We start from the raw sequence: 25,830 nt of genomic DNA on the forward strand, positions 1-25,830 counted from the left end.
GGTCGGTAGGGCGGCAACAGCGGGCGTCAATAAAGCACCGGGGGCCCTAGGCCCCCGGTAGCTGTCAGCGTTTTAGGCTGTGGTGCTGGTCTGCTCGAACGGCAGGACCATGTCGCTCAGGTCCTTGCGGGTCTCGACCAGGACCAGTGGGCCTTCGTCGATCACCACCACGGGGGGACGTTCGCGCGGGATGCGCACGGGTTGTGGTTCTGCGGCAATCGCGGCCTGCACGGCGGCCACCTTGTCGGCGTCCGAGTTGACCCATTCCAGGCCCACATCGCGTGCCAGCTGCACCAGGTCACCCACTGGCAGGGCATAGGCCTGCACACGGGGCATGGCGGCTGCAGCGGCCGGGGCGGCGGGTGCCACAGCAGGGGCTGCGGGGGCCACTGCCACTTCGGCCACAACCGCTGGGGCGGGTGCCGCGGCGACAGGGGCGGCTTCGACCGGTGCAGCCACGGCGGTGTCTGCGGCGGCCGGGGTGGCCTCTTCGGCGGCCGTCACCTGGCTGAAGTAGCTGCGGCGCGGTGCGCTGTCCACCACGGTCTCGGCGTCGGCGTCCACGGCGGCAGGGGCCACCACGGCAGCGTCTTCCTCGCCGTTCACGGCGTCCTCGTCACGGGGCGCGCCGTTGCGGTCGCGGCCGTTGCGGCGATCGCGGCCGTAGCGGTCACGCGAGCGGCGGCCATTGCGGGGCGCGTCTTCGGTGCTGGTCGCGCTGGGGTCCTGGCCTTCCACGGCCTGGAGATCCCCGGTCACGTCCTGCACGTTGGTGTCGACCACGGGCAGGGCCGGTGCGTCGCCCTGGCGGCGGTCACGGCGCTCACCGCGCTCGCGGCGTGGCTGGCGCTCGGTACGTTCCGCGCGTTCGGTCTCCGGAGCTTGCAGGCTGGCGTCACCAGGGGCCGCAGCTTGCAGGTTGCGCTGCTCGCTCACCTCGGCATTGCGTGGCTGGCGTTCACGGCCACGGGGCTCACGCTGGGGGCGGTTGCTGTCGCCCGAACGCTGTTCGCTGCGCTCGTTCCGGTCGTTGCGCGGTTCGCCACGGCGGCCACGTTCGCTGCCACCGGCTTCGTTGCGGGGGCCGCGTTCGCTGTTGTCACCGCGTTCGCTGCGCTCGCCACGGCGGTTGCCGCGCTCGCCATTGCGGCCATTGCGTTCACCGTTGCGACCATTGCGCTCGCCCTGGCGGCCTTCGCGCGGGGTCTCGGCCTTGGCCGGTGCCACATGTTCCACCGCCGGCTTGGCGCCGAAACCGAACAGGCTCTTGAGCCAGGCAAAGAAGCCTTGCTCGCGCACTTCGGTGCGTGGCGCAGCCGCTGCGGCGGCTTGGGGGCGCTGGGCACCACCGGTGCGTGGCTTGTCGGCGTTGCGGGCGGCAGGCTGGGGGCGCGCTTCGGGCGCGGGCGGCGCATCGGGCAGCACACCCTTGATGACTGGCGTCTGCTTGTTGGTGGGTTCCTGCGAGCGGCGGGTGACCTTGGTCACGTCTTCCGTTTCCTCGGCCAGCTTGTAGCTGGCGTCCAGGTTTTCCAGGCGTGGATCGTCGTGCTTGAGGCGCTCCAGCTTGTAGTGCGGCGTCTCCATCGACTTGTTGGGCACCATCAGCACGGAGACGCGCTGCTTGAGTTCGATCTTGGCGATCTCGGTGCGCTTCTCGTTGAGCAGGAAGGAGGCCACTTCCACGGGCACCTGGCAGTGCACGGCGGCCGTGTTGTCCTTCATGGACTCTTCCTGGATGATGCGCAGGATCTGCAGCGCCGAGGACTCGGTGTCGCGGATGTGGCCGGAGCCGCCACAGCGTGGGCAATTGATGTGGGCGCCTTCGCTCAGCGCGGGCTTGAGGCGCTGGCGGCTCATTTCCATCAGGCCGAACTTGCTGATGGTGCCGAACTGCACGCGGGCGCGGTCTTGGCGCAGGGCGTCGCGCAGGCGGTTTTCCACTTCGCGGCGGTTCTTCGACTCTTCCATGTCGATGAAGTCGATCACGATCAGACCACCCAGGTCGCGCAGGCGCATCTGGCGGGCCACTTCGTCGGCGGCTTCCAGGTTGGTACGGGTGGCGGTTTCCTCGATGTCGCCGCCCTTGATGGCGCGGGCCGAGTTCACGTCCACCGACACCAGGGCTTCGGTGTGGTCGATGACGATGGCGCCGCCGGAGGGCAACTGCACCACGCGGGAGTAGGCCGACTCGATCTGGTGTTCGATCTGGAAGCGGCTGAACAGCGGGGCGTCGTCGCGGTAGCGCTTCACGCGGGCGGCATGCTCGGGCATGACGTGCGCCATGAACTGCTGCGCCTGCTCGTAGATGTCGTCGGTGTCGATCAGGATGTCACCGATGTCATTGTTGAAGTAGTCGCGGATGGCGCGGATTACCAGGCTGGATTCCTGGTAGATCAGGAAGGCACCCTTGCCGCCCTTGGCTGCGCCGTCGATGGCGGTCCACAGTTGCAGCAGGTAGTTCAGGTCCCACTGCAGCTCGGGGGCGGAGCGACCGATGCCGGCCGTGCGCGCGATGATGGACATGCCCTTGGGGTACTCGAGCTGGTCCATCGCCTCCTTGAGTTCGGCGCGCTCTTCGCCCTCGATGCGGCGCGAGACGCCACCGCCACGGGGGTTGTTGGGCATCAGCACCACATAGCGGCCCGCCAGGGAGATGAAGGTGGTCAGGGCCGCGCCCTTGTTGCCACGTTCTTCCTTCTCGACCTGGACGATCAGTTCCTGGCCTTCGCGGATCACATCGTTGATGCGGGCCTGGCTGGGGGCCACGCCTTCGGCGAAGTACTGCTTGGAGATTTCCTTGAAGGGCAGGAAGCCGTGGCGGTCTTCGCCGTAATCCACGAAGCAGGCTTCCAGCGAGGGCTCTACGCGGGTGACCACCGCCTTGTAGATGTTGCCCTTGCGTTGTTCGCGACCTTCGATCTCGATCTCGTAGTCCAGCAGCTTTTGGCCATCTACGATGGCCAGGCGGCGTTCTTCAGACTGCGTCGCGTTAATCAGCATCCGTTTCATGATGCATATCCTTTTCGTTGTGTGGCGGCCGGCCAGCAGCAACGCGCTGCGGTACCGACACGCCTTTGACTCTTCATCAAAGACAGGCTCTGTAGGAGCCGAAGATGCCGGGTTGCCGCGTTGAAACGAAAAGAAGGGGAATCGACCTGGGCCTGATTGCGGTGGCGTTGCTTAGGTCAGCAACGGTGGCAAGGGCAGGGGGCAGGGGGCGAGTGACGCTGTGCGCAGGCCCCGCACCGTGCGGTGATGGCCTGTGGCAGCGTGAACGACTGGGTGGGCGCCTGGCGTGCGGGCACGCAGCACCGGCATCTGCCGCTGCGTCATACCAAGCAACCAAGAAAGAAGTACCCACATGCTCGCCGATTTCGAAGACATGGATGGCTCGGAGCAAGCGGCTCCAAACACCACCATCCACGTGAAGATTCCGTTCAGTGTTTCAATGCGTCAACCAGCCAGATCCCGCCCCGAGACCACCGACAATCGGGTGGATTTTGATGGGCACGGCATCCGTGGCATCGACCTGCCTGCGCCGGGGAAATGGCTGTGTGGACTAAAATCCAGAAAAATCAACCACTTACACTATATAACGCGCAGGTGAAACACATTATAGAGGGCAAACAGCCCCCAGAACCTACCCAGAACCCCGCAGCTTCCGCTGTACGGTTGATTGCGGTGGACGAAGATGGTGCGGGCCAGCGCCTGGATAACTTTCTGATGCGCCACCTGAAAGGCGTGCCCAAGACCCATGTCTACCGCATCATCCGCAGCGGCGAAGTGCGCATCAACAAGGGGCGCTGCCACGCCGATACCCGAGTGGAAGCTGGGGATGTGGTGCGCGTGCCGCCGGTGCGCATTTCCGAGAGGGTGCAGGAAAAGGCCGAGCGTCCGGCGCCCGCGCGCGAGTTTCCCATCCTGTTTGAGGATGACCACCTGATCGCCCTGGACAAGCCGGCCGGCGTGGCCGTGCATGGTGGCTCCGGCGTGAGCTTCGGCGTGATCGAGCAGTTGCGCCAGGCGCGGCCCCAGGCCAAGTTCCTGGAGCTGGTGCACCGCCTGGACCGCGAGACCTCGGGCATCCTGCTGGTGGCTAAGAAGCGCTCAGCGCTGACCAAGCTGCAGGACCAGTTCCGCGAGCGCGAAACCGGCAAGACCTACCTGGCCTTGGTGCCCGGCGTCTGGCCGGCCAACAAGAAGGTCATCGACACCCCGCTGCACAAATACCTGCTGCCCGACGGGGAGCGCCGTGTGCGCACCACCACGGCCGACGATCCCGATGCCATGCGGGCCCTGACCCTGGTGAAGGTGCGCAGCCAGCATGCGCCGCGCCCGCTGCAGGGGCTGCCGGCGATGAGTCTGCTGGAAGTCACCATCAAGACCGGTCGCACCCACCAGATCCGCGTGCACCTGGCCTCGCAAGGGCATGCGATTGCGGGGGACGACAAATATGGTGATTTCGACCTGAACAAGCGCCTGCCCAAGCAGGGGCTGAAGCGCATGTTCCTGCATGCCTGGCGCCTGCAGTTCAACCACCCGGCCACGGACGAGCGCATCGAGCTACGGGCCGAACTGCCGCCGGAGTTGGCGGACTTTGTGGCCTGAATGGCCTGCAACCTTGAACTGTATTGCGATGTCTGCTCGTAAATTTGATTTGATTGCCTTCGATTGGGACGGCACCCTGTTCGACTCCACCGCGGCGATCACCCGCAGCATCCAGCTGGCGGTGGCCGATGTCGGCGGCACGGTGCCGTCGGACGCCCAGGCCTCGTACGTGATCGGCATGGCGCTGCTGCCGGCCTTGGCCCATGCCGCGCCCGACGTGCCCCAGGAGAAGTACAACGACCTGGCCAACCGCTACCGCTACCACTATCTGAAGCAGCAGGAGCTGATCACCCTGTTTGCCGGCGTGCTGCCCATGCTGGAAGCGTTGCGCGAGCGCGGCCACTGGCTGGCCGTGGCCACGGGCAAAAGCCGCCGGGGGTTGAACGAGGCGCTGCAGCATGCCGACCTGCGCGGCATGTTCGACAGCTCGCGCACGGCCGATGAGACCGCCGGCAAACCCCACCCGCTGATGCTGCAGGAACTGATGGCCGAGCTGGACGTGCCGCCCGAGCGCCTGCTGATGATTGGCGACACCACGCACGACCTGCAGATGGCGCGCAACGCCGGTTGCGCCAGCGTGGCGGTGGCCTATGGCGCGCACGCCCCCCGGGACCTGCAGGCCTGCCAGCCCCTGCATGTGGCGGCGGATGTCGCAGACTTGCACCAGTGGCTGCGCAGCAATGCCTGAGCGGCGCACTTTGCCCCCGCTGCCCGCGGCCGCGCTGGCATACTGCCGTTCTGGCCTGATTTTGAGAATAGAGCACCCATGAGCACACCATCCACCCCCGATCGCGAGGGGTTTACATCGTCTGAACCGCAGCCGGGGCAGGACCTGTGGGCGCGTGCCGCATCGGGTGCCCCGCAGGCGGCGGCACCTGCCGCTCCGGGCTGGGAGCGGGATGTGCTGGAGCGCCTGGTGTTCGCCACGGTGCGCGAGCAGCGCGCCGCGCGGCGCTGGCGCATCTTCTGGCGCTTCGCCTGGCTGGGCGCCTTTCTGGCCACGTTCTGGTGGCTGGGGCGTGACAGCGCCACGGCGGCGATGAGCGGGCCGCACACGGCGGTGGTCGAGATCAAGGGCGCCATCGCCAGCGATGCGAACGCGAATGCGGAATTCATCATTGCCGCCATGCGCAGCGCGCTGGAAGACCAGGGCTCGCGCGCCCTGGTGCTGATGATCAACTCGCCCGGCGGCAGCCCCGTGCAGGCCGGCATGATCAACGACGAAATCCGCCGCCTGAAGGCCCAGCACCAGAAACCCATTTACGCCGTGGTCGGGGAGACCTGCGCCTCGGCGGCCTATTACATTGCCGCCGCGGCCGACGAGATTTTTGTCGACAAGGCCAGCATCGTCGGCAGCATCGGCGTGCTGATGGACGGCTTTGGCTTCACCGGCGCCATGGACAAGCTGGGCGTGGAGCGCCGCCTGCTGACCGCCGGCAGCAACAAGGGCATGCTGGACCCCTTCAGCCCGCTGGAGCCTGGGCAGCGCGCCCACGCGCAGACCATGCTGAACCAGATTCACCAGCAGTTCATCGACGTGGTGCGCCAGGGGCGCGGCGAGCGCCTGAAGGAAACCGATGACACCTTCAGCGGCCTGTTCTGGACGGGCCAGGAAGCGATCGAGCAGGGCCTGGCCGACAAGTACGGCACCCTGGACAGCGTGGCCCGCGATGTGGTGCAGGCCGAGCAGGTGATCGACTACACACGCAGCGAGAACATTGCCGAGCGCTTTGCCAAGCGCTTCGGCGCTGCCGTGGGCGGTGGTGCGGTGGATGCGCTGCACGGCATGCTGCCCGCCATCCGCTGATCGTCAGCCCGCCGCTGCTGCAGCGGTGGGTTCTGCATAAAAAAAGAGCGCCTTGCGCTGGTCTGCTGTGGTTTTCAGATGGTTTTGCCTCTGAAAGTCTTGCAGGCCAAGCGCAAGGCGCTCTGGTTGTTGGTGGTTGCCTATTGGCCGATGGCAAACACCACCGGGGTCCGGTTGTCCGGCTCGGTGCCCAGCTTCTTCCAGTCCTTCACGCTGCGGCTGGCAATCCGCGCGCTCTCCAGCGTCAGCCCGCTGGCCAGGGCTAGGCGGGTGCCGGCTTGCAGGCTGCCCAGCAGCGCCTGCCACAGGGCTGGGTTGCGGTAGGGTGTTTCGATGAACAGCTGGGCCTGGTTGTGGCGCTGGGTCAACTGCTCCAGTTCCTTGATGCGCTGCACGCGCTGGCCGGCGTCCTGCGGCAGGTAGCCGACGAAGGCGAAGTTCTGGCCGTTCAGGCCGCTGGCCGCCAGGGTCATCAGCAGCGACACGGGGCCGACCAGGGGCACCACCGGGATGCCGGCATCGTGCGCCGCGCGCACGATGGAGCTGCCAGGGTCGGCCACGGCGGGCATGCCGGCCTCGCTGACCATGCCCATGTCGTGGCCCGCCAGGGCGGGCGCCAGCAGGGCCTTGGCATCAAACACCGCGCCACCCTGGCCACCGTGGTCGCCTTTTTTATGGGCTTCGCGCGGCAGCTCCTGCAGCTGCATCTGCTGCAGCGGCACGGCCAGGGGGTGGTGCTCGCCCACGCGCTTGAGGTAGGCGCGGGTGCTCTTGGCGTTCTCGCACACCCAGTGCTGCAGGCGCGCGGCGGTGCGCAGCGTCAGCTCCGGCAGCACATCGGTGATGGGGGATTGCGTGGCGCAGCCAAAGTCCAGTGGCGCGGGGACCAGGTACAGCGTGCCCGGCGTGCTCATGGCAGGGCAATCCCGGCAGCACGCACCATGCGGCAGGTGCGGATCATGGGCAGGCCGATCAGGGCCGTGGGGTCGTCGCTGTGGATGGCGTCCAGCAGGCTGATGCCCAGGCCCTCGCTCTTGGCACTGCCGGCGCAGTCGTAGGGCTGCTCGGCACGCAGGTAGCGCTCGATCGCGTCATCGCTCAGGTCGCTGCGGAACACGGTTCGGATGACGGCGACATCGCTTTGCGCAAATCCGGTGGCCTGGCACACCACAGCCACGGCGGTGTGGAACATCACCGTCTGGCCGCGCATGGCGCGCAGCATCTCGACCGCGCGCTCGTGCGTGCCGGGCTTGCCCATGGGCTGGCCGTTCAGGTCCGAGACCTGGTCGGAGCCGATCACGATGGCTTCGGGGTGCAGGGCGGCCACGGCATGGGCCTTGGCCAGGGCCAGGCGCAGGGCCAGCGCGCCGGGGGCTTCGCCAGGCAGCGGGGTTTCGTCAACGTCGGGCGAAACGGTGGTGAAGGGCAGGTTCAGGCGCTCCACCAGTTCACGGCGGTAGCGGGAGGTGGACCCCAAGATCAAGGGGCGCTGCGGGGTGTGGGATTCAGACATGCTGGGATTCTCTTACACTGCCGCCATGAGCAAGGACTTTTCTCCGGATCACCTTGATGTGGCCGCGTTTGCCAAGGCTGGCGCGCTGCTGGAAGGTCAGGATCCGCTATCGATGTATGAGCGTCTGCAGCACGAAGCGCAAGCCCCGGTGCAGGATACGGCGGTCGTCACCTGGAGTGCCGAAGGCGAGCATGTGGCCGAAATGGGTGGCGCGGGCCACATCTGGCTGCACCTGCAGGCCGACTGCAGCGTGCCCATGGTCTGCCAGCGCTGCCTGGAAGTGGCCGAGATTGCGCTGCATGCCGATCGCTCCTTCCGCTTTGTGAAGGACGAGGCCACGGCCGAAGTCCTGGACGATGAGGCGGAAGAAGACCTGCTGGCCCTCAGCAAGGACTTCAATCTGCGCGAGCTGATCGAGGATGAGCTGCTGATGGAGCTGCCCCTGGTGCCCATGCACGAGGTGTGCCCGGCCGTGGTGCCCATGGCCTCCAGCGATGAAGACTTCGAGCAGGCCGTCACGGAAAAGACCAATCCGTTTGCAGTGTTGGCCGGGCTGCGCAAGAATGGCGGCCAAGACTGACGTTTTTTGGTGATCAGTTGCAAGCCGCCGCAAGGCGGTTTCCTGTTGGTGCGCTGTGGGTAACCCAGCGACCAAGCTGTGGAAGACACGTGGTGTGAACCGGTGCGTACCGAGGTCATCCTGCCAAGTTGCGGGGTGGTTCGCTTTGTTCCAAGGGTTTGAGCTATAATCGGGGGCTTCGCGCGAAACCCCCTCGTGTCTTTAATGGGCTGATCGCGTTTTTCACCAACCCTTTCAAGACCAGGAGCCATCATGGCTGTTCAGCAAAACAAAAAGTCCCCTTCCAAGCGCGGCATGCACCGTTCGCACAACGCTCTGAATGTGCCCGGCATCGCTGTGGAAACCACCACCGGTGAAGTGCACCTGCGTCACCACATCAGCCCCAACGGCGTGTACCGTGGCCGTCAAGTGCTGAAGAACAAGTCCGAAGCCTAATTCGCCTCGGCTGACCCAAGGCCCGCAGCTACTTTTGTTGTAGCTCGGGCTTTTGTGCTTTTTAATGCCGCTTATTTATTAGTCACTGGTTGCCGGTCTCGTGCAGACGGGTAATGCTATTCATGATCACACTGGCAGTCGATTGCATGGGGGGCGACCATGGCCCCAGCGTCACGTTTCCCGCGTGCCGCCAATTTCTCTCCACCCACCCGGATGTACGCTTGCTGCTGGTCGGCCTGCCGCAAGCGTTTGCGGGGTGGCAGGCGCATGAGCGCGCCGAGATCCTGCATGCCTCGGAAGTTGTGACCATGGACGAAGCCGTCGAGGTGGCCTTACGTCGCAAAAAAGATTCCTCCATGCGTGTGGCCATCCAGCAGGTCAAGGACGGCAAGGCCCATGCGGCGGTGTCCGCCGGCAACACCGGCGCCTTGATGGCCGTGTCGCGCTACCTGCTCAAGACCATGGATGGCATCGACCGCCCGGCGATTGCCACGCAACTGCCCAACGACCAGGGTGGCGCCACCACGGTGCTGGACCTGGGGGCCAACGTGGATTGCCAGCCCGAGCACCTGTTGCAGTTTGCCGTCATGGGCTCGGCGCTGGTGACGGCGTTGGACGCCGGCCATGCCGAACCTTCGGTGGGCTTGCTGAACATCGGTGAGGAAGCCATCAAGGGCAACGAAGTCATCAAGCGCACGGGCGAACTGCTGCGTGCGGCGGGTGACGCCAAGGCCATCCAGTTCATCGGCAACGTGGAAGGCAACGACATCTTCAAGGGCAGCGTGGACATCGTCGTGTGTGACGGTTTTGTCGGCAATGTGGCGTTGAAAGCCTCCGAAGGCGTGGCAGCCATGATCGTGGGTGGGCTGAAGACCGAATTCAAGCGCAATATCTTGACGAAACTTGCGGCCATCGTGGCCTATCCGGTACTAAAAGCGCTGATGAAGCGCATGGATCACCGCCGCTACAACGGCGCCGCCTTGCTGGGCTTGCGCGGCCTGGTGTTCAAGAGCCATGGTTCCGCAGACAAGTCGGCTTACGAGCATGCGCTCAACCGCGCTTATGATGCAGCCCGCAACAACCTTCTAGACCGTGTGCAAGGTCGGATTGCCCAGGCGGCCACGCTGTTGGCGGCGTCGGGCACCCCTTCCGCGCCTGCTGCTGCGGCAGATTGAGACGAGATGACACGTTACGCACGCATTACCGGCACGGGCAGCTATCTGCCTCCGCGCCGTCTGACCAACCACGATTTGGCGGCCGAGCTGGCTGAACGTGGGATCGAGACTTCGCACGAATGGATCGTGGAGCGCACCGGCATCGAGGCGCGCCACTTTGCCGATGCCGCCACCAGCAGCAGCGATCTGGCGCTGGAGGCTTCGCGCAAGGCGCTGGAGGCCGCAGGCCTAGCGCCGCAGGACATCGACCTCATCATCGTCGCGACCTCGACGCCCGACATGGTGTTCCCTTCAACCGCCTGCATCTTGCAGAACAAGCTGGGCGCCAACGGCTGTGCAGCCTTTGACGTGCAGGCCGTGTGCAGCGGTTTTGTCTATGCCTTGACCGTGGCCGACGCCATGATCCGCTCCGGCGGGGCACGCCGTGCGCTGGTGGTCGGGGCCGAGGTGTTCAGCCGCATCCTGGATTTCAGCGACCGCACGACCTGCGTGCTGTTCGGTGACGGCGCCGGTGCCGTGGTGCTGGAGGCTTCCGACGCGCCAGGCATCCTGGCCAGCGACCTGCACGCCGATGGCAGCCACGTCGGCATCCTGTGCGTGCCCGGCAACGTCTCGGGAGGTCAGGTGCTGGGCTCGCCCCTGCTGACCATGGACGGTCAGGCGGTGTTCAAGCTGGCCGTGGGCGTGCTGGAAAAAGCGGCGCGTGCCACGCTGGAAAAGGCGGGCAAGACCGATGCCGACATCGACTGGCTGATTCCCCACCAGGCCAACATCCGCATCATGCAGAGCACGGCCCGCAAGCTCAAGTTGCCCATGGACAAGGTGATCGTCACCGTGGACCAGCATGGCAATACCTCGGCGGCCTCGATCCCGCTGGCGCTGGACCATGGCGTGCGCAACGGCCAGGTCAAGCCCGGTCAGACCGTGCTGCTGGAAGGGGTGGGCGGGGGCTTCACCTGGGGTGCGGTGCTTTTGAATATGTAGCTGTAAGCGCTTGCTGTGCAAGCGTTTAAGCCTTTTTTACGAAGAATGAGAGACCGCAATATGAGCAAATTTGCATTTGTCTTTCCCGGCCAGGGCTCGCAATCGGTGGGCATGCTGGATGCCTGGGGAGATCACCCGGTGGTGGCCCAGACCCTGCAGGAAGCCTCGGACGCCCTGGGTGAAGACATCGGTGCGCTGATCAAGAACGGCCCCAAGGAAGACCTGGCGTTGACCACCAACACCCAGCCCGTGATGCTGGTGGCTGGCGTCGCTGCATGGCGCGTGTGGCAGGCCGAAGGCGGGGCGACCCCCGCTGCGGTGGCCGGCCATTCGCTGGGTGAGTATTCCGCCCTGGTGGCCTCCGGCGTGCTGAAGCTGGCCCAGGCAGCGCCGCTGGTGCGCCTGCGTGCCGCTGCCATGCAGGAAGCCGTGCCCGTGGGCACGGGGGCCATGGCCGCCGTGCTGGGCTTGCCCGCCGACAAGGTCCGCGAAGTCTGCGCTGCCGTGACGGCGCAACTGGGTGGTGCTGAAGTGGTGGAAGCCGTGAACTTCAACGACCCCGGTCAGACCGTGATCGCTGGCTCCAAGGCCGCGGTCGAGGCGGCCAGCGCGGTCGTCAAGGAAGCGGGTGCCAAGCGTGCCCTGCCGCTGCCGGTGTCTGCCCCTTTCCACTCCAGCCTGATGAAGCCTGCGGCCGAAAAGCTGAAGCTGGCGCTGGAGGCGCTGGTGCTGGGTGTGCCCCAGATCCCCGTGGTCAACAACATCGATGTGGTGGTGCAGACCGAAGCGGCTGCTATCCGCGATGCGCTGTACCGTCAAGCCTTTGGCCCCGTGCGTTGGGTGGAATGCGTGCAGGCCATGAAAGCCCGTGGCATCTCGCATTTGGTAGAGTGCGGCCCTGGCAAGGTGTTGGCTGGCATGACCAAGCGCATCGATGCGGACCTGGTGGGCGTGGCCCTGTATGACCCGGCCACCCTGGCTGAAGTGAAAGAATTGCTCGCATGACCGAACAAAAGAAACAAGTGGCGCTGGTGACCGGTGCCTCGCGTGGCATTGGCGCCGCGATTGCGCTGGAGCTGGCCGAGCGCGGCTACACCGTGATCGGCACGGCCACGACCGACGCTGGCGCGGCCCGCATCGGCGAAACCCTGGCTGCCAAGGGCGGCCGCGGCGTGAACCTGAACGTGAACGACGCCGCCGGCGTGGATGCGCTGCTGGACGACATCCTCAAGACCGACGGCGGCCTGCATGTGCTGGTGAACAATGCCGGCATCACCCGCGACACCCTGGCCATGCGCATGAAGGACGACGACTGGTCCGCCGTCATCGACACCAACCTGCAAGCGGTTTTCCGACTCAGCCGTGCGGCTATTCGCCCGATGATGAAACAGCGCTTTGGGCGCATCATCAGCGTGACCAGTGTGGTCGGCGCGATGGGCAATGCCGGTCAGGCCAATTACGCGGCCGCCAAGGCCGGCGTGGCCGGCATGAGCCGTGCGCTGGCGCGCGAGCTGGGCAGCCGCGGAATCACCGTGAACTGCGTGGCGCCTGGCTTCATTGCTACAGATATGACATCGGTTCTGCCAGAAGAGCAGAAGAAGGCGCTGACTTCTCAGATCCCCATGGGGGATCTGGGCAAGCCCTCCGACATTGCACATGCCGTGGCCTTTTTGGCCTCCGAAGGCGCGGGTTACATCACCGGCCAAGAATTGCATGTCAATGGCGGTATGTACATGTAAATTAACGAAAGTTAAGCCGTTTCCTCGCGACGGCAGGCCGAACAGAGGCAAGTTCCTCGAAGCGGCTAGAATCGCGGGTTCATTCACAACCCCCTGAGGGAAACCATGAGCGATATCGAAGCACGTGTCAAAAAAATCATTGCTGAACAACTCGGCGTTGAAGAGTCCCAAGTGACCAACGAAAAGGCCTTCGTGGCTGACCTGGGCGCTGACTCCCTGGACACGGTCGAACTGGTGATGGCCCTGGAAGATGAATTCGGCATCGAAATCCCCGATGAAGATGCTGAAAAGATCACGACGGTGCAAAACGCCATCGACTACGCCAACACCCACCACAAGGCCTAATAGGTCTTTACGCACCGAGCGATAAGAATAAGGTTTGAACGCATGAGCCGTCGTCGCGTTGTCGTGACCGGCCTGGGATGTATCAGCCCCGTGGGTAACACGGTGGCTGATGCCTGGGCCAATCTTTTGGCCGGCAAGTCCGGCATTGACCGCATCACCAAGTTTGATGCCTCGAACTTTTCCTGCCAAATCGCAGGCGAGGTCAAGGGATTCAACGTGGAGGAGTACATGAGCGCCAAGGATGCGCGCACCATGGACACTTTCATTCACTTTGGCATTGCGGCAGCGGAGCAAGCGGTCAGGGATGCAGGTCTGCCCACGGGCGAGGCCTTGTCCGATGATCTTTCTACCCGCATCGGTTGCGTGATCGGGTCCGGTATCGGGGGCTTGCCCCTGATCGAGAACACCCAGATCGAACTGTCCAATCGCGGTCCCCGCCGCATCACCCCATTTTTCGTGCCCGCCTCCATCATCAACATGGTGGCCGGTCACGTATCCATGCGCTTCGGCTTCAAGGGCCCGAACCTGTCGGTGGTGACAGCCTGTACCACGGGCCTGCACTGCATCGGCGAAGCCGGGCGCATGATTGAATACGGCGACGCCGACATCGTCGTCGCTGGTGGCGCTGAGTCGACCGTGTCCCCCCTGGGCATCGGTGGCTTTGCGTCCATGCGCGCCCTGTCCACACGCAACGACGATCCCCAGGCTGCCTCGCGCCCCTGGGACCGTGATCGCGATGGTTTCGTGCTGGGCGAAGGCGCAGGTGTGCTGGTGCTGGAAGAGTACGAGCACGCCAAGGCACGCGGTGCCAAGATCTACGCCGAACTGGGTGGCTACGGCATGAGTGCCGATGCCGGCCACATGACGGCGCCCAACATGGACGGCCCCCGCCGCGCCATGATCAATGCCATGCGCAATGCCGGTGTGAACCCGGACCAGATCAACTATCTGAACGCGCACGGTACCTCGACCCCCTTGGGCGACAAGAACGAGAGCAACGCCATCAAGGCTGCGCTGGGCGATGCCGCTTACAAGACCGTGGTCAGCTCCACCAAGTCCATGACCGGCCACCTGCTGGGTGGTGCCGGTGGCGTGGAAAGCGTGTTCACGGTGATGGCCCTCCATGACCAGAAGATCCCGCCGACCATCAACCTGCTGAACCAGGATCCCGACTGCGATCTGGATTACTGCGCGAATGTGGCGCGGGATGCCAAGATCGACGTCGCGCTGAAGAACAACTTCGGTTTCGGCGGCACCAACGGTTCGCTGATCTTCAAGCGCATCTGAACCCCGACGGCACAAGGGCGCACATGCCTTCTGTGACCCTCCTGCAACCCGCTGCTTGCCTGCCAAGCAGCGGGTTTTTTCTTGGCTAGCGAGCCGGCCATGCCAGAACGCCACAGCCCCGCAGTGACCTACCCCTTGCGCGCTGCGCCGCTGTTGCGCAACGGCCTGTGGGCGGTGCTGGTCCTGGAGGCCGTGCTTCTGGCCCTGTGGGCTGTCGAGGGCGCAGGCCATGGCCGCTGGCAATGGCTGCGCATGGCGGGGGCGGTGGCCATCTGGGGTGGCTGTGCCGTCTGGGGCTGGCAGGCCTGGCGTGCGATGCCGGCGGGGGTGCTGCAGTGGGATGGCCGTGTCTGGACCTGGCAGGGCACCAGGGCGTCGGCCGTGCTGGCGGGCGGCGTGCAGGTGGTGCTGGACGGGCAGTCGCTGCTGTTGCTGCGCTGGCCTGGCAGCGCACAGCGGGGCCAGCGCTTTTGGCTGCAGAGGGATTGGGCACCGCATGCCTGGGACGATGTGCGGCGTGCGGTATATTCACCAGCCCATCCTCCGTAAGATGTGCCGACGCTTCCAGCCCGGGAGGGCGCCGGACGCAGCACTGCGGCCAGGCGTTCTCGCGAGACTTCGCATTCATGACATCTGCCTCTGCGCCTTCTTCTTCCTCTGACAGCGATCTGCAACTGGTCGAGCGCACCGTCGCCGGCGATCAGCGCGCCTACGAGCTGTTGGTGATCAAGTACCAGCGGCGCATCGAGCGCCTGATTGCGCGCATGGTGCGCGACCCGGATCTGGTGCAGGACATCGCGCAGGAAACCTTTTTGCGGGCCTACCGAGCCCTGCACCAGTTTCGCGGTGAAGCGCAGTTCTACACCTGGCTGTACCGGATTGCCGTCAACACGGCCAAGAAGGCCTTGGTGGACATGCGGCGCGACCCGGTGGTGCTGGAGAGTGCGTTACACATTTCCGACGACGAGGATGAAACTTTCCGCCCTCGCCATGAACCAACCACCGACGAGACGCCTGAGACCGTCTTGGCTGCGCAAGAGATTGCCGCCGCGGTGAATGCGGCCATGGAAGCGCTGCCTGAAGATTTGCGCCAAGCCGTGACGCTGCGCGAAATCGAGGGTCTGAGCTATGAAGAGATTGCGGCTGCCATGAATTGTCCCATCGGCACGGTGCGTTCGCGCATCTTCCGGGCCCGTGAGGCCATCTCGGCACGTGTCAAGCCCTTGCTGGAGCGGCAGGGGGGCAAACGGTGGTGATGGAAGCGACATCGGTCAAAAGCCAGTGAGCAGGTGAACCCATGATCAAGATGGAACAACAGATGAACAAGGAATTGCTGTCCGCCCTGGTGGACGGTGAGCTCCACGGCGATGAGCTGGAGCAGGCCTTGGCCTGCGCGGAAAGTGCCGACGGCTGCGCAAGCTGGGAGCTGTACCACCTGGTGGGGGATGTGCTGCGCTCGCCCGACCTGGCGCACCACAGCCAGCACGACCTGCTGTCCGGCTTGCGCCAGCAGCTGGCAGCCGAGCCGGCGCTGCGCCTGCAGCCCGCGCAGCTGGAGCAGGTCACGGCCGGCCTGGCACAGCAGACCCCGGTGGTGGCCCTGCGCGACCCGGCGGCCAACACCTCGGTGTTCCGCTGGAAGGTGGCCGCCAGTTTTGCCACCGTCGCCGCCGTGGCGGCGCTGGGCTGGAACCTGGTGAGCACCACCCCGGCCGGCGGCCAGGGGGCCCAGCTGGCCAGCAATGGCTTGGGCGCTGCGCCCGTGGTGGTGGCCACCGAGAACGGCGAAGTGCTGCGCGATCCGCGCCTGGACGCCCTGATGGCCAGCCACCAGCAGTACCGCGCCGCCCTGCAGGCGCCCGCCGACTTCCTGCGCAACGCCAGCTTTGCGGCGCGCAGCACGCAGGCCGCTAACCAGTGACCGTTGGTCATTTCGAGCGTCTGGCTGACAAAAAAAGTGAGCTGGCTGCGCTTGAATATCAAGCGTTTCAGCGGTAAAACACCATGAACTCAAGAAAGAGCGCACGCAAGGCGCTCTTTTTTTTGCTGTACACCTTGCCTTGCAGGCACCACTGTCACGTGCAAAAACCGCAGGATGCGGGAACCAAATCGCGTGGCGGTTTTCTGAGGATGTAACTGCGCGCTGCGCAGGCTGTGATTTTGGAAAGGATGACCACAATGCCTTCTATGCAACCCAAGCCCATCCATGCCGCGGTGCTGTCCCTGGCGATTGCTGCGGGTGCCGCCACCGGTGCGTGGTGGGGCGCTTCGGACCACCAGCTGATCGCACCGGCCCACGCGCAGACCGCGCCGGCCACCGCGCCGCTGGTGACGGGCCTGCCCGACTTCACGCAACTGGTCGACGCCGTCGGCCCCGCCGTGGTCAATATCCGCACCACGGAAAAAATCTCCACCCAGCCCTCGATGAGCGGCATGGACGAGGACATGCTCGAGTTCTTCCGCCGCTTCGGCCTGCCTGTGCCGAATGTGCCCCGCCAGGGCGCGCCCGGCGGCAATGCCGACGAGGGCGAGGAGCGCCCCAGCGGCGTGGGCTCCGGCTTCATCCTCAGCCCTGACGGCTACGTGATGACGAATGCCCACGTGGTCGAAGGCGCCAGCGAGGTGATCGTGACGCTGACCGACAAGCGCGAGTTCAAGGCCAAGATCATCGGCTCGGACAAGCGCACCGACGTGGCCGTGGTCAAGATCGACGCCAAGGGCCTGCCCGCGGTGAAGATCGGTGACGTCGGCCGCCTGAAGGTTGGTGAATGGGTGATGGCCATCGGCTCGCCCTTCGGCCTGGAGAACTCGGTGACGGCCGGCATCGTCTCCGCCAAGCAGCGCGACACCGGCGACTACCTGCCCTTCATCCAGACCGACGTGGCCATCAATCCCGGCAACTCGGGCGGTCCCCTGCTGAACATGCGCGGCGAGGTGGTGGGCATCAACAGCCAGATCTACTCGCGCTCCGGCGGCTTCATGGGCATTTCGTTCGCCATCCCGATCGATGAGGCGGTGCGGGTCAGCGACCAGCTGCGTGCCACCGGCAAGGTCACGCGCGGGCGCATCGGCGTGCAGATCGGCCAGGTGACCAAGGATGTGGCCGAGTCGATCGGCCTGGGCACGGCGCGCGGCGCCCTGGTGTCGGCGGTGGAGCCGGATTCGCCCGCGGCCAAGGCCGGCATCGAGGCCGGCGACATCATCGTGAAATACGATGGCAAGTCCATCGACAAGGTCGCCGACCTGCCACGCCTGGTGGGCAACACCAAGCCCGGCACCAAGAGCAGCATCAGCGTGTTCCGCCGCGGGCAGATGCGCGATCTGACCATCACCGTGGCCGAGGTGGAGCCCGACGAGGCCCAGGTGGCGCGTGCCGAAGGCAAGTCCTCCCCCGGGGCCACAGCCACGGCCAAGCAGATTGGCCTGGTGGTGGCCGACCTGACCGAGGCGCAGAAGAAGTCGCTGGCCATCAAGGGCGGGGTGCGCATCGTCTCGGCCGCAGATGCAGCCGCCCGTGCAGGCCTGCGCGAGGGCGATGTGGTGCTGGCGATCGCCAACAGCGAAGTGAGCAACGTCAAGGCCTTCGAAGCCGTGCTGGCCAAGGTGGACAAGAGCAAGTCCCTGAGCCTGCTGGTGCGCCGTGGCGAGTGGACACAGTACGTCCTCATTCGTCCCAACGGCAAGTAAAGTGCCGCCCTGTCGGTCCTGTACAGGGGAGGCTATTCCTTGTGTAGGACTGACCTACTGAGGGCCTCCCGGGTTTTACCCGGGGCCTTGGGTAGAATGCCCGAGTAATGAGCGCGGCTACAGGCCATGCACGAGCGAGCACTTGCTGTGAACGGAAAGCAGACAAGGGCCCGGTTCCCCGCCTGTGAGTGACCAACGGAGCTGTGGATAAATTGTAGATAAGTGGTTTTGAGGCATCCAGCTATGCCCCAGCCATCGGAAATGGATGCTTGGATTTTGGGCAGTTTTGCCTACAATCGGCCATCCAACCAATCGCAGTTGCCAGAGATTGTTGGTTCAGGGCGCGTCGCTTGAAGACGCGCCCTTTTTTCTTGCCAAGAGCCCGCTTTCCCCTTTATTTACAGACGCTTATCGTTGATGAAGCACATCCGAAATTTTTCCATCATTGCGCATATTGACCACGGCAAATCGACGCTGGCCGACCGCTTGATCCAACGCTGTGGTGGCTTGGCCGAGCGTGAGATGGAGGCGCAGGTGCTGGACTCGATGGACATCGAGAAAGAGCGTGGCATCACCATCAAGGCACAGACCGCGGCGCTGCAGTACAAGGCCAAGGACGGCAACGTCTACAACCTGAACCTGATCGACACCCCCGGTCACGTGGACTTCTCGTACGAAGTCTCGCGCTCGCTGTCGGCCTGTGAAGGTGCGCTGCTGGTGGTCGATGCCTCGCAGGGCGTGGAAGCCCAGACCGTGGCCAACTGCTATACCGCGCTGGACCTGGGGGTCGAGGTGTTCGCCGTGCTGAACAAGATGGACCTGCCCCAGGCCGATCCGGACAACGCCAAGGCCGAGATCGAGGACGTGATCGGCATTGACGCCAGCGACGCCATCCCTTGCTCGGCCAAGACCGGCATGGGCATCGACGAGATCCTGGAAGCCATCGTGGCCAAGGTGCCGGCGCCCAAGGGCGATCCCGACGCGCCACTGCGCGCCATGATCGTGGACAGCTGGTTCGACCCCTATGTGGGCGTCGTGATGCTGGTGCGCGTGGTGGACGGTCAGCTCAAGAAGGGCGAGCGCTTCAAGATGATGGCCACGGGCGCGGCCTATGAAGCCAACAACGTGGGCGTGTTCACGCCGGCCAACTCGCCGCGCGATGCGCTGAAGGCGGGCGAGGTGGGCTACATCATTGCCGGCATCAAGGAATTGAAGGCCGCCAAGGTGGGTGACACCATCACCCTCGAAAAGAAGCTGCCGAACAACCTGGGCCCGGCCGAGAAGGCGCTGCCCGGCTTCAAGGAAGTCAAGCCTCAGGTGTTCGCCGGCCTGTACCCCACGGAAGCCTCGGAATACGACCAGCTGCGCGATGCCCTGGAAAAGCTGCAGCTCAACGATGCGGCGCTGCAGTTCGAGCCCGAAGTCTCGCAGGCGCTGGGCTTTGGCTTCCGCTGCGGCTTCCTGGGCCTGCTGCACATGGAAATCGTGCAGGAGCGCCTGGAGCGCGAATTTGACCAGGACCTGATCACCACCGCGCCCAGCGTGGTCTACCAAGTGCTCAAGGGCGATGGCGAGCTGATCGACGTGGAAAACCCCTCGAAGATGCCCGACGCCGGCCGCATCGAGGAAGTGCGCGAGCCCATCGTCACCGTGCACTTGTACATGCCCCAGGACTACGTCGGCCCGGTGATGACCCTGGCCAACCAGAAGCGCGGTGTGCAGATGAACATGCAGTACCACGGTCGCCAGGTCATGCTGACCTACGAGATGCCGCTGGGCGAGATCGTGCTGGACTTCTTCGACAAGCTCAAGAGCGTATCGCGCGGCTACGCCTCCATGGACTACGAGTTCAAGGAATACCGTGCCTCGGACGTGGTCAAGGTCGACATCCTGCTCAACGGCGAGAAGGTGGATGCGCTGTCCATCATCGTGCACCGCAGCCAGTCGCAGTACCGCGGCCGTGCCGTGGTGGCCAAGATGCGCGAGATCATCAGCCGCCAGATGTTCGACGTGGCCATCCAGGCCGCCATCGGTGCCAACATCATTGCGCGCGAAACCGTCAAGGCCCTGCGCAAGAACGTGCTGGCCAAGTGCTATGGCGGTGACATCACCCGCAAGCGCAAGCTGCTGGAAAAGCAGAAGGCGGGCAAGAAGCGCATGAAGCAGATCGGCGCGGTGGAAGTGCCCCAGGAAGCCTTCCTGGCGATCCTGCAGGTCGAAGACTAACAAGGAAACTCATGCAAGCCATGCAGTGGATCACCGCGGTCATCCTGGCCGCTTTTGTCGGCTACATCGGTGCCTGGTACACCGGTGCCATCGAAGGCAACTTCGCCTTGCTGATGTTCCTGGCCACCTTCATCACCGGCCTGTACTGGCTGGCCGAGCGCTTTTACTTCTGGCCCCAGCGCAAGAAGGAGGCCGAGCGCCTGAACGCCGAGGCCGCCGCGCGCCGTGCCGAGCTGGAGCGCCAGGGCCTGCGCCATGACATGGTCGACACCACCGAGGGCGAGACCCGCATCCTCAAGCAGCCCTGGTGGCTGGACTGGACGGCCGGCCTGTTCCCCGTGCTGTTCGTGGTCTTCGTGCTGCGCTCGTTCCTGTTCGAGCCGTTCAAGATTCCGTCCGGCTCCATGATCCCCACCCTGCTGGTGGGCGACCTGATCCTGGTGAACAAGTACACCTATGGCGTCCGCCTGCCCGTGCTCAACACCAAGGTGACGCAGGGCAACGCGCCGCAGCGCGGCGATGTGATGGTGTTCCGCTATCCCCCGCAGCCCACGCTGGACTACATCAAGCGCGTGGTGGGGGTGCCCGGGGACACCGTGGCCTACCTGAACAAGCGCCTGACCATCAACGGCCAGGAAGTGCCGACCAAGGACCTGCCCGACTTCTTCGACACCGATGCCATGCGCTACTTCGCGCAGTTCGAGGAGCAACTGGGCGACAAGCCGCACCGTCTGCTGAACACCAAGGGCATGCCGGCCTTCGTTCAGGGCGCCAGCGAGTTTCCCTTCCGTGAGAACTGCACTTACACCGTCGAAGGGGTGACCTGCAAGGTGCCCGAAGGCCACTACTTCACCATGGGCGACAACCGCGACAATTCGCTGGATTCGCGCTACTGGGGCTTCGTGCCGGACGAGAACATTGTCGGAAAGGCCTTTTTCGTTTGGATGAATTTCGGTAATCTCAAACGCATCGGCAGTTTCAACTGAACGCCTGGGGCGTCATCCAAAGATTCTGTGGCCGCTGATGCGGCCACTTTCACTAGAGGAGGGGGGATCATGCGTAGTGCACCACGTCACAGCCAGAAGGGGCTGTCCTTCATCGGATTTGTGCTGATTGCTGTGCTGGCCGTCGCGGTTTTTGCGATTGGCGGACAATCGCTGCCCATGTGGCTGGAATACCAAGCCGCCAAGAAAGCATCCCAGAAGGCCGCCAACGAAGGCACCACCGTGCCCGAAGTCCGCAACATCTTCGACCGTGCCGCACAGATCGACGACATCAAGAGCCTGCGTGGTCAGGACCTGGACGTCAGCAAAGTCAATGAGCGCGTGGTGGTGGGCTTCGAGTACGAGCGCGACATCCCGCTGGTAGGCCCGGCCTACCTTGTTTACCGTTTTTCTTACCAGACCAAATAGGTGCCAATCACCCTGCACGACCTGCAGCGCCAGCTGCAGCATTCTTTCCAAAACCCTGCCTTGCTGCAGCGCGCACTGACGCACCGTAGCTTTTCGGCAGACAACAATGAACGGCTGGAATTCCTGGGCGACTCGGTGTTGAGCCTGGCCATCTCCAGCCTGCTGTACCAGCGCCTGAACGATCTGCCCGAGGGCGATCTCTCGCGCGTGCGCTCCAACCTCGTCAAGGAAGGCACGCTCCACCAGATCGCCTTGCAGCTGGGCCTGCCCGAGCTGCTGCGCCTGGGCGAGGGCGAGTCCAAGTCCGGCGGCAAGGCGCGCCCCTCCATCCTGGCCGATGCCGTGGAAGCCATCCTGGGTGCGGTGTACCTGGATGCCGGCTACGCCGCCGGCGAGCAGGTGGTGCACCGCCTGTTCGAGGGCGTGGAGATCAACCCCCACATGCGCGCGGCCGAGAAGGACCCCAAGACCGCGTTGCAGGAGTGGCTGCAAGGGCGGCGCATGCAGCTGCCGCAATACAGTGTGTCCCAGATCACAGGCGCTGCGCACAAGCAGACCTTTGAGGTGGAATGCGTGATTCCCGAACTGCGCCTGGGCGCGCGGGGCCAAGGCGGCTCGCGCCGCGCCGGCGAGCAGGCCGCTGCGGCCGCCATGCTGGAAATTTTGAAAGCGAAACACCCATGAACGATGCTGCGAAAAAAGTAGCTAGCACCGCAGGCGCCAAGGGCGCCAAAGGCAAAAAAGAGACCAATAACCTGCCCGACGTGACGCCGGCCGGCCAGAGCATGGCCGAGCTGGACGCCATGCTGGCGGCGGCCAAGCCCGGGGCCACGCCCTCGCTGGTGGCCCGCGCCCACGAGATCGAGGCCGAGAAGGCCGTGGAAGCCGAGGTGCCCGTGCGCATCTACGCGCCCGAGGAGCAGCACTGCGGCCTGATCGCCATCGTCGGCAAGCCCAACGTGGGCAAGTCCACGCTGATGAACGCGCTGGTGGGGCAGAAGATCTCCATCACCTCGCGCAAATCGCAGACCACGCGCCACCGCATCACCGGCATCCGCACCAAGGAAGCCACCCAGTTCATCTTCGTGGACACGCCCGGTTTCCAGACCAAGCACTCCACGGCGCTGAACAAGTCGCTGAACAAGGCCGTGATGGGCGTGATCGGTGACGTGGACCTGATCCTGTTCGTGGTCGAGGCCGGCAACTTCACCCTGGCCGACGCCAAGGTGCTGAGCCTGTTCAAGCCCGGCATTCCCACGCTGCTGATCGCCAACAAGCTGGACGCCGTGGGCCGCCGCCATGAGATCGCGCCCTGGCTCAAGAGCATGCAGGAGCGCCACCCCTTCGCCGAGTTCGTGCCCATGTCGGCCAAGAACAAGGGCGACATCGAGCGCCTGTTCGGCATCTGCAGCAAGTACCTGCCGCAGCAGCCTTGGTTCTACGGCGAGGACGAGCTGACCGACCGCAGCGAGAAGTTCCTGGCCTCCGAGACCGTGCGCGAGAAGCTGTTCCGCTTCACCGGCGACGAGCTGCCCTACACCTCGACCGTGGTCATCGACAAGTTCGAGGAAGAACCCAGCAAGATGTACAAGCGCTTCATGCGCATTGCCGCGACCATCGTGGTCGAGCGCGATGGGCACAAGGCCATGGTCATCGGCCAGGGCGGCGAGCGCCTCAAGCGCATCTCCTCCGAAGCGCGCCAGGAGCTGGAAAAGCTGCTGGACGCCAAGGTGTTCCTGGAAGTGTGGGTCAAGGTGCGTTCCGGCTGGGCCGACGACGAGGCCCGCGTCAAATCCTTCGGTTACGAATAAATCGAGGGCCTGGCGTGGCCGAGGACTGGGGCCTGCGCTGGCCGTGGCCCTGCCGCGGTCTGCGGGCCACCCCCCCACGGTCACCGGCTCCCGGCTGTGCGACACTTGCAGCACCGTGCTTGTTCAAAAGGTCTCTCCGAGGCCTTTTTGTCTTTGTGAAAACCTATGGCCGCCAAACGGGTGGGCGAAGAGCCCGCGTTCATCCTGCACCGCTACGACTGGAGTGAATCCAGCCTGATCCTGGAGGTGTTCACGCGCCACCGCGGGCGCGTGGCGCTGGTCGCCAAGGGGGCCAAGAAGCACACCTCCAACTTCCGGCCGGTGCTGCTGGCGCTGCAGCCGCTCAAGGTCAGCTACACCCTGTCGGGCGACGGCCAGGCCGACATCCACGTGCTCAAGGGCGCGGAATGGGCCGGCGGCCACATCATGCCCATGGGCAACAACCTGCTCACCGGCCTGTACCTGAACGAGCTGCTGATGCGCCTGCTGGCGCGTGACGACCCGTACGCCTACCTGTTCGACGTCTATGGCGCCGTGGTCAAGCTGCTGGCCACCCAGTCTGAAGAGGTGATCGAGCCGGTGCTGCGCGCCTTCGAGCTGATCGTGCTGCGCGAGCTGGGCCTGCTGCCCACGCTGCACGAGGAAACCCTGACGCTGCAGCCGCTGCAGCCGGAGGCCTTGTACGTGCTGGTGGCCGAGATGGGCCTGCGCCCGGCGCTGGACAGCGACCGTGCCGCGCTGACCGGGCGCCAGTGGGGCCTGCTGCAGCAGGCGCTGGCCCAGGGCGAGAGCGCCTACCCGGCCACCGTGCGCGCCTGCGCCGCCGTGGCCACGGCCCTGAAGCCCCAGTTGAGACACCTGCTGCAATACCATTGCGGCAGCCCGCTGCTGCGCACGCGGCAGCTGATGATGGACCTGCAAACCCTATGACCGCTTCGACCCCCTCCCGCCGCACGGCCCTGTCCGTGAATGTCAACAAGGTCGCCCTGGTGCGCAACACGCGCCACCTGGGCATTCCCTCGGTCACGCGCGCGGCCCAGCTGTGCCTTGCGGCGGGCGCGCAGGGCATCACCATCCACCCGCGCCCGGACGAGCGCCACATCCGCGGCACCGACGTGTTCGAGCTGGCCGCGCTGATGCGCGACTGGCCGCAGGCCGAGTTCAACATCGAAGGCAATCCCACGCAGAACCTGATGGCCTTCATCCGCGAGGTGCGCCCGCACCAGGCCACCTTCGTGCCCGACAGCGAGGACCAGTTCACCAGCGACCACGGCTGGAACTTCCCGCAGGATGCCGAGCGCCTGGCGCCGCTGATCGCCGAATGCCGGGCCCTGGGCGTGCGCGTCAGCCTGTTCATGGACCCCGTGCCTGTGCAGATGGCGGCCGCCAAGGCCGTGGGCGCCGACCGTGTCGAGCTGTACACCGAGCCCTATGCCGCAGCCTGGGGCACGGCGGAACAAAACGCGCAGTTGGCACTCTATGCCCAGGCGGCCCAGGCGGCGCTGGACGCAGGGCTGGAGGTCAACGCCGGCCACGACCTGAACCGTGACAACCTGGCCGCCTTCGTGGCCCAGGTGCCGGGGCTGGCCGAGGTCTCCATCGGCCACGCCCTGATTGCCGACGCGCTGGAGCTGGGCTATGCGGCGACCGTGGCGGCCTACCAGGCCTGCATCGACGCCGGCATGGCGCAACGCCCTTGAGGTTTTTCTAAAAGATGAGCTGCTGGCGCTTGCTGGGCAAGCGCTGGATGCCAATTTAGCTTGTAATCATGATTTACGGTATCGGCACCGACATTTGCGACATCCGCCGCATCCGCGCCAGCCTGGAGCGCCACGGCGATCGCTTTGCCGAGAAAGTCCTCACCACCAACGAGCTGGCCGTCTGGCGCCTGCGCAGCAGCCGCTGGCCCGAGCGCGGCGTGAAGTACCTGGCCACGCGCTTTTCGGCCAAGGAAGCCTTCAGCAAGGCCGTGGGCCTGGGCATGACCATGCCCATGACCTGGCGCAGCTGCGAGATCGCCAACCTGCCCAGCGGCCAGCCGACCCTCGTGCTGTACGGCGCGCTGCGCGACTGGTTCGAGGCGCGCGGCCTGACCGCCCACATCACCATGACCGACGAGAGCGAATACGCCGCCAGCTTCTGCGTGGTGGAGCGCAAGGGGGAATAAATGCCAGTCTTGTTTCCCCTCGCCGGCCTGGCCCTGGTGTGGGTGCTGCTG

At 65.0% G+C, this 25,830-nt stretch carries 27 protein-coding genes; 24 read left to right on the forward strand and 3 right to left on the reverse strand.

Features of this window, described 5'->3' with window-relative positions:
- Positions 1-72 precede the first annotated feature (72 nt).
- A complete protein-coding gene (locus KAQ61_RS01875) occupies positions 73-3,012 on the reverse strand; it encodes an Rne/Rng family ribonuclease (protein WP_210930322.1) in 2,940 nt (979 codons plus the stop codon).
- Positions 3,013-3,364: 352 nt separating this feature from the next.
- Between KAQ61_RS01875 and KAQ61_RS01880 the strand changes: the two genes are divergently transcribed.
- The 4 genes from KAQ61_RS01880 to KAQ61_RS01895 all read left to right on the forward strand — a co-directional run bounded on the left by KAQ61_RS01880 (position 3,365) and on the right by KAQ61_RS01895 (position 6,418).
- Entirely contained in the window at positions 3,365-3,610 is a 246-nt protein-coding gene (locus KAQ61_RS01880) for a hypothetical protein (protein WP_210930323.1), read from the forward strand.
- Positions 3,607-4,611: an RluA family pseudouridine synthase gene (locus KAQ61_RS01885; protein WP_338026741.1), complete on the forward strand. Its 1,005-nt coding sequence runs from the start codon at positions 3,607-3,609 to the stop codon at positions 4,609-4,611. Before KAQ61_RS01880 ends, KAQ61_RS01885 begins: the two co-directional genes overlap by 4 nt.
- A gap of 28 nt (positions 4,612-4,639) precedes the next feature.
- A complete protein-coding gene (locus tag KAQ61_RS01890) occupies positions 4,640-5,299 on the forward strand; it encodes an HAD family hydrolase (protein WP_210930325.1) in 660 nt (219 codons plus the stop codon).
- 78 nt (positions 5,300-5,377) lie between these two features.
- A complete protein-coding gene (locus tag KAQ61_RS01895) occupies positions 5,378-6,418 on the forward strand; it encodes a S49 family peptidase (RefSeq protein WP_210930326.1) in 1,041 nt (346 codons plus the stop codon).
- A gap of 140 nt (positions 6,419-6,558) precedes the next feature.
- Here the strand turns inward: KAQ61_RS01895 and KAQ61_RS01900 are convergent, their stop codons facing one another.
- Together KAQ61_RS01900 and KAQ61_RS01905 are read right to left on the reverse strand one after the other, a co-directional pair.
- Entirely contained in the window at positions 6,559-7,332 is a 774-nt protein-coding gene (locus KAQ61_RS01900) for an SAM-dependent methyltransferase (protein ID WP_210930327.1), read from the reverse strand.
- Complete coding sequence (locus KAQ61_RS01905) at positions 7,329-7,931, reverse strand: Maf family nucleotide pyrophosphatase (protein WP_210930328.1); 603 nt, start codon at positions 7,929-7,931, stop codon at positions 7,329-7,331. The genes KAQ61_RS01900 and KAQ61_RS01905 overlap by 4 nt, the downstream gene beginning before the upstream one ends.
- Positions 7,932-7,956: 25 nt before the next feature.
- On the opposite strand from KAQ61_RS01905, the gene KAQ61_RS01910 reads away from it, so the two are divergent.
- From KAQ61_RS01910 to acpS, 20 genes are all read left to right on the forward strand, one after another.
- Positions 7,957-8,511: a YceD family protein gene (locus tag KAQ61_RS01910; RefSeq protein WP_183301055.1), complete on the forward strand. Its 555-nt coding sequence runs from the start codon at positions 7,957-7,959 to the stop codon at positions 8,509-8,511.
- Between the two features lie 252 nt (positions 8,512-8,763).
- Positions 8,764-8,946: a 50S ribosomal protein L32 gene (gene rpmF / locus KAQ61_RS01915; RefSeq protein WP_042411339.1), complete on the forward strand. Its 183-nt coding sequence runs from the start codon at positions 8,764-8,766 to the stop codon at positions 8,944-8,946.
- Between the two features lie 122 nt (positions 8,947-9,068).
- A complete protein-coding gene (gene plsX / locus KAQ61_RS01920) occupies positions 9,069-10,121 on the forward strand; it encodes a phosphate acyltransferase PlsX (RefSeq protein ID WP_210930329.1) in 1,053 nt (350 codons plus the stop codon).
- 6 nt (positions 10,122-10,127) lie between these two features.
- Positions 10,128-11,105, forward strand: coding sequence for a beta-ketoacyl-ACP synthase III (locus KAQ61_RS01925; protein WP_042411331.1), 978 nt, complete (start codon positions 10,128-10,130; stop codon positions 11,103-11,105).
- 60 nt (positions 11,106-11,165) lie between these two features.
- The gene (gene fabD, locus KAQ61_RS01930) at positions 11,166-12,110 is read left to right on the forward strand and encodes an ACP S-malonyltransferase (RefSeq protein ID WP_210930330.1); all 945 of its coding nucleotides are present in this window, start codon (positions 11,166-11,168) and stop codon (positions 12,108-12,110) included.
- Positions 12,107-12,844, forward strand: coding sequence for a 3-oxoacyl-ACP reductase FabG (gene fabG, locus KAQ61_RS01935; RefSeq protein ID WP_210930331.1), 738 nt, complete (start codon positions 12,107-12,109; stop codon positions 12,842-12,844). The genes fabD and fabG overlap by 4 nt, the downstream gene beginning before the upstream one ends.
- A 105-nt stretch (positions 12,845-12,949) precedes the next feature.
- Complete coding sequence (gene acpP / locus KAQ61_RS01940) at positions 12,950-13,189, forward strand: acyl carrier protein (RefSeq protein WP_019575021.1); 240 nt, start codon at positions 12,950-12,952, stop codon at positions 13,187-13,189.
- Between the two features lie 42 nt (positions 13,190-13,231).
- The gene (gene fabF, locus KAQ61_RS01945; protein WP_045267326.1) at positions 13,232-14,476 is read left to right on the forward strand and encodes a beta-ketoacyl-ACP synthase II; all 1,245 of its coding nucleotides are present in this window, start codon (positions 13,232-13,234) and stop codon (positions 14,474-14,476) included.
- Positions 14,477-14,575: 99 nt separating this feature from the next.
- A complete protein-coding gene (locus KAQ61_RS01950; RefSeq protein WP_210930332.1) occupies positions 14,576-15,025 on the forward strand; it encodes a hypothetical protein in 450 nt (149 codons plus the stop codon).
- A gap of 77 nt (positions 15,026-15,102) precedes the next feature.
- Positions 15,103-15,732, forward strand: coding sequence for an RNA polymerase sigma factor RpoE (gene rpoE / locus KAQ61_RS01955; protein WP_042411650.1), 630 nt, complete (start codon positions 15,103-15,105; stop codon positions 15,730-15,732).
- A 50-nt stretch (positions 15,733-15,782) separates the two neighbouring features.
- Positions 15,783-16,397: a sigma-E factor negative regulatory protein gene (locus tag KAQ61_RS01960; protein ID WP_210931660.1), complete on the forward strand. Its 615-nt coding sequence runs from the start codon at positions 15,783-15,785 to the stop codon at positions 16,395-16,397.
- Positions 16,398-16,645: 248 nt separating this feature from the next.
- On the forward strand, positions 16,646-18,163 hold the full coding sequence (locus KAQ61_RS01965; RefSeq protein ID WP_420839369.1) for a DegQ family serine endoprotease: 1,518 nt from the start codon (positions 16,646-16,648) through the stop codon (positions 18,161-18,163).
- 417 nt (positions 18,164-18,580) lie between these two features.
- Entirely contained in the window at positions 18,581-20,389 is a 1,809-nt protein-coding gene (lepA, locus tag KAQ61_RS01970; protein WP_042411317.1) for a translation elongation factor 4, read from the forward strand.
- Positions 20,390-20,400: 11 nt separating this feature from the next.
- Entirely contained in the window at positions 20,401-21,375 is a 975-nt protein-coding gene (gene lepB, locus KAQ61_RS01975; RefSeq protein ID WP_042411314.1) for a signal peptidase I, read from the forward strand.
- A gap of 69 nt (positions 21,376-21,444) precedes the next feature.
- The gene (locus KAQ61_RS01980) at positions 21,445-21,801 is read left to right on the forward strand and encodes a DUF4845 domain-containing protein (protein ID WP_043379037.1); all 357 of its coding nucleotides are present in this window, start codon (positions 21,445-21,447) and stop codon (positions 21,799-21,801) included.
- Complete coding sequence (gene rnc, locus KAQ61_RS01985; RefSeq protein ID WP_042411308.1) at positions 21,802-22,485, forward strand: ribonuclease III; 684 nt, start codon at positions 21,802-21,804, stop codon at positions 22,483-22,485.
- On the forward strand, positions 22,482-23,612 hold the full coding sequence (era, locus tag KAQ61_RS01990; RefSeq protein ID WP_045267320.1) for a GTPase Era: 1,131 nt from the start codon (positions 22,482-22,484) through the stop codon (positions 23,610-23,612). The genes rnc and era overlap by 4 nt, the downstream gene beginning before the upstream one ends.
- A 165-nt stretch (positions 23,613-23,777) precedes the next feature.
- On the forward strand, positions 23,778-24,542 hold the full coding sequence (gene recO, locus KAQ61_RS01995; RefSeq protein WP_210930334.1) for a DNA repair protein RecO: 765 nt from the start codon (positions 23,778-23,780) through the stop codon (positions 24,540-24,542).
- The gene (locus tag KAQ61_RS02000) at positions 24,539-25,312 is read left to right on the forward strand and encodes a pyridoxine 5'-phosphate synthase (protein ID WP_042411298.1); all 774 of its coding nucleotides are present in this window, start codon (positions 24,539-24,541) and stop codon (positions 25,310-25,312) included. Before recO ends, KAQ61_RS02000 begins: the two co-directional genes overlap by 4 nt.
- 68 nt (positions 25,313-25,380) lie before the next feature.
- Complete coding sequence (gene acpS, locus KAQ61_RS02005; RefSeq protein WP_210930335.1) at positions 25,381-25,779, forward strand: holo-ACP synthase; 399 nt, start codon at positions 25,381-25,383, stop codon at positions 25,777-25,779.
- The last annotated feature ends 51 nt before the right edge of the window (positions 25,780-25,830 follow it).

It is taken from the genome of Comamonas aquatica (genome assembly GCF_018064205.1).
In the GTDB taxonomy this organism is placed as follows: domain Bacteria; phylum Pseudomonadota; class Gammaproteobacteria; order Burkholderiales; family Burkholderiaceae_C; genus Comamonas; species Comamonas aquatica.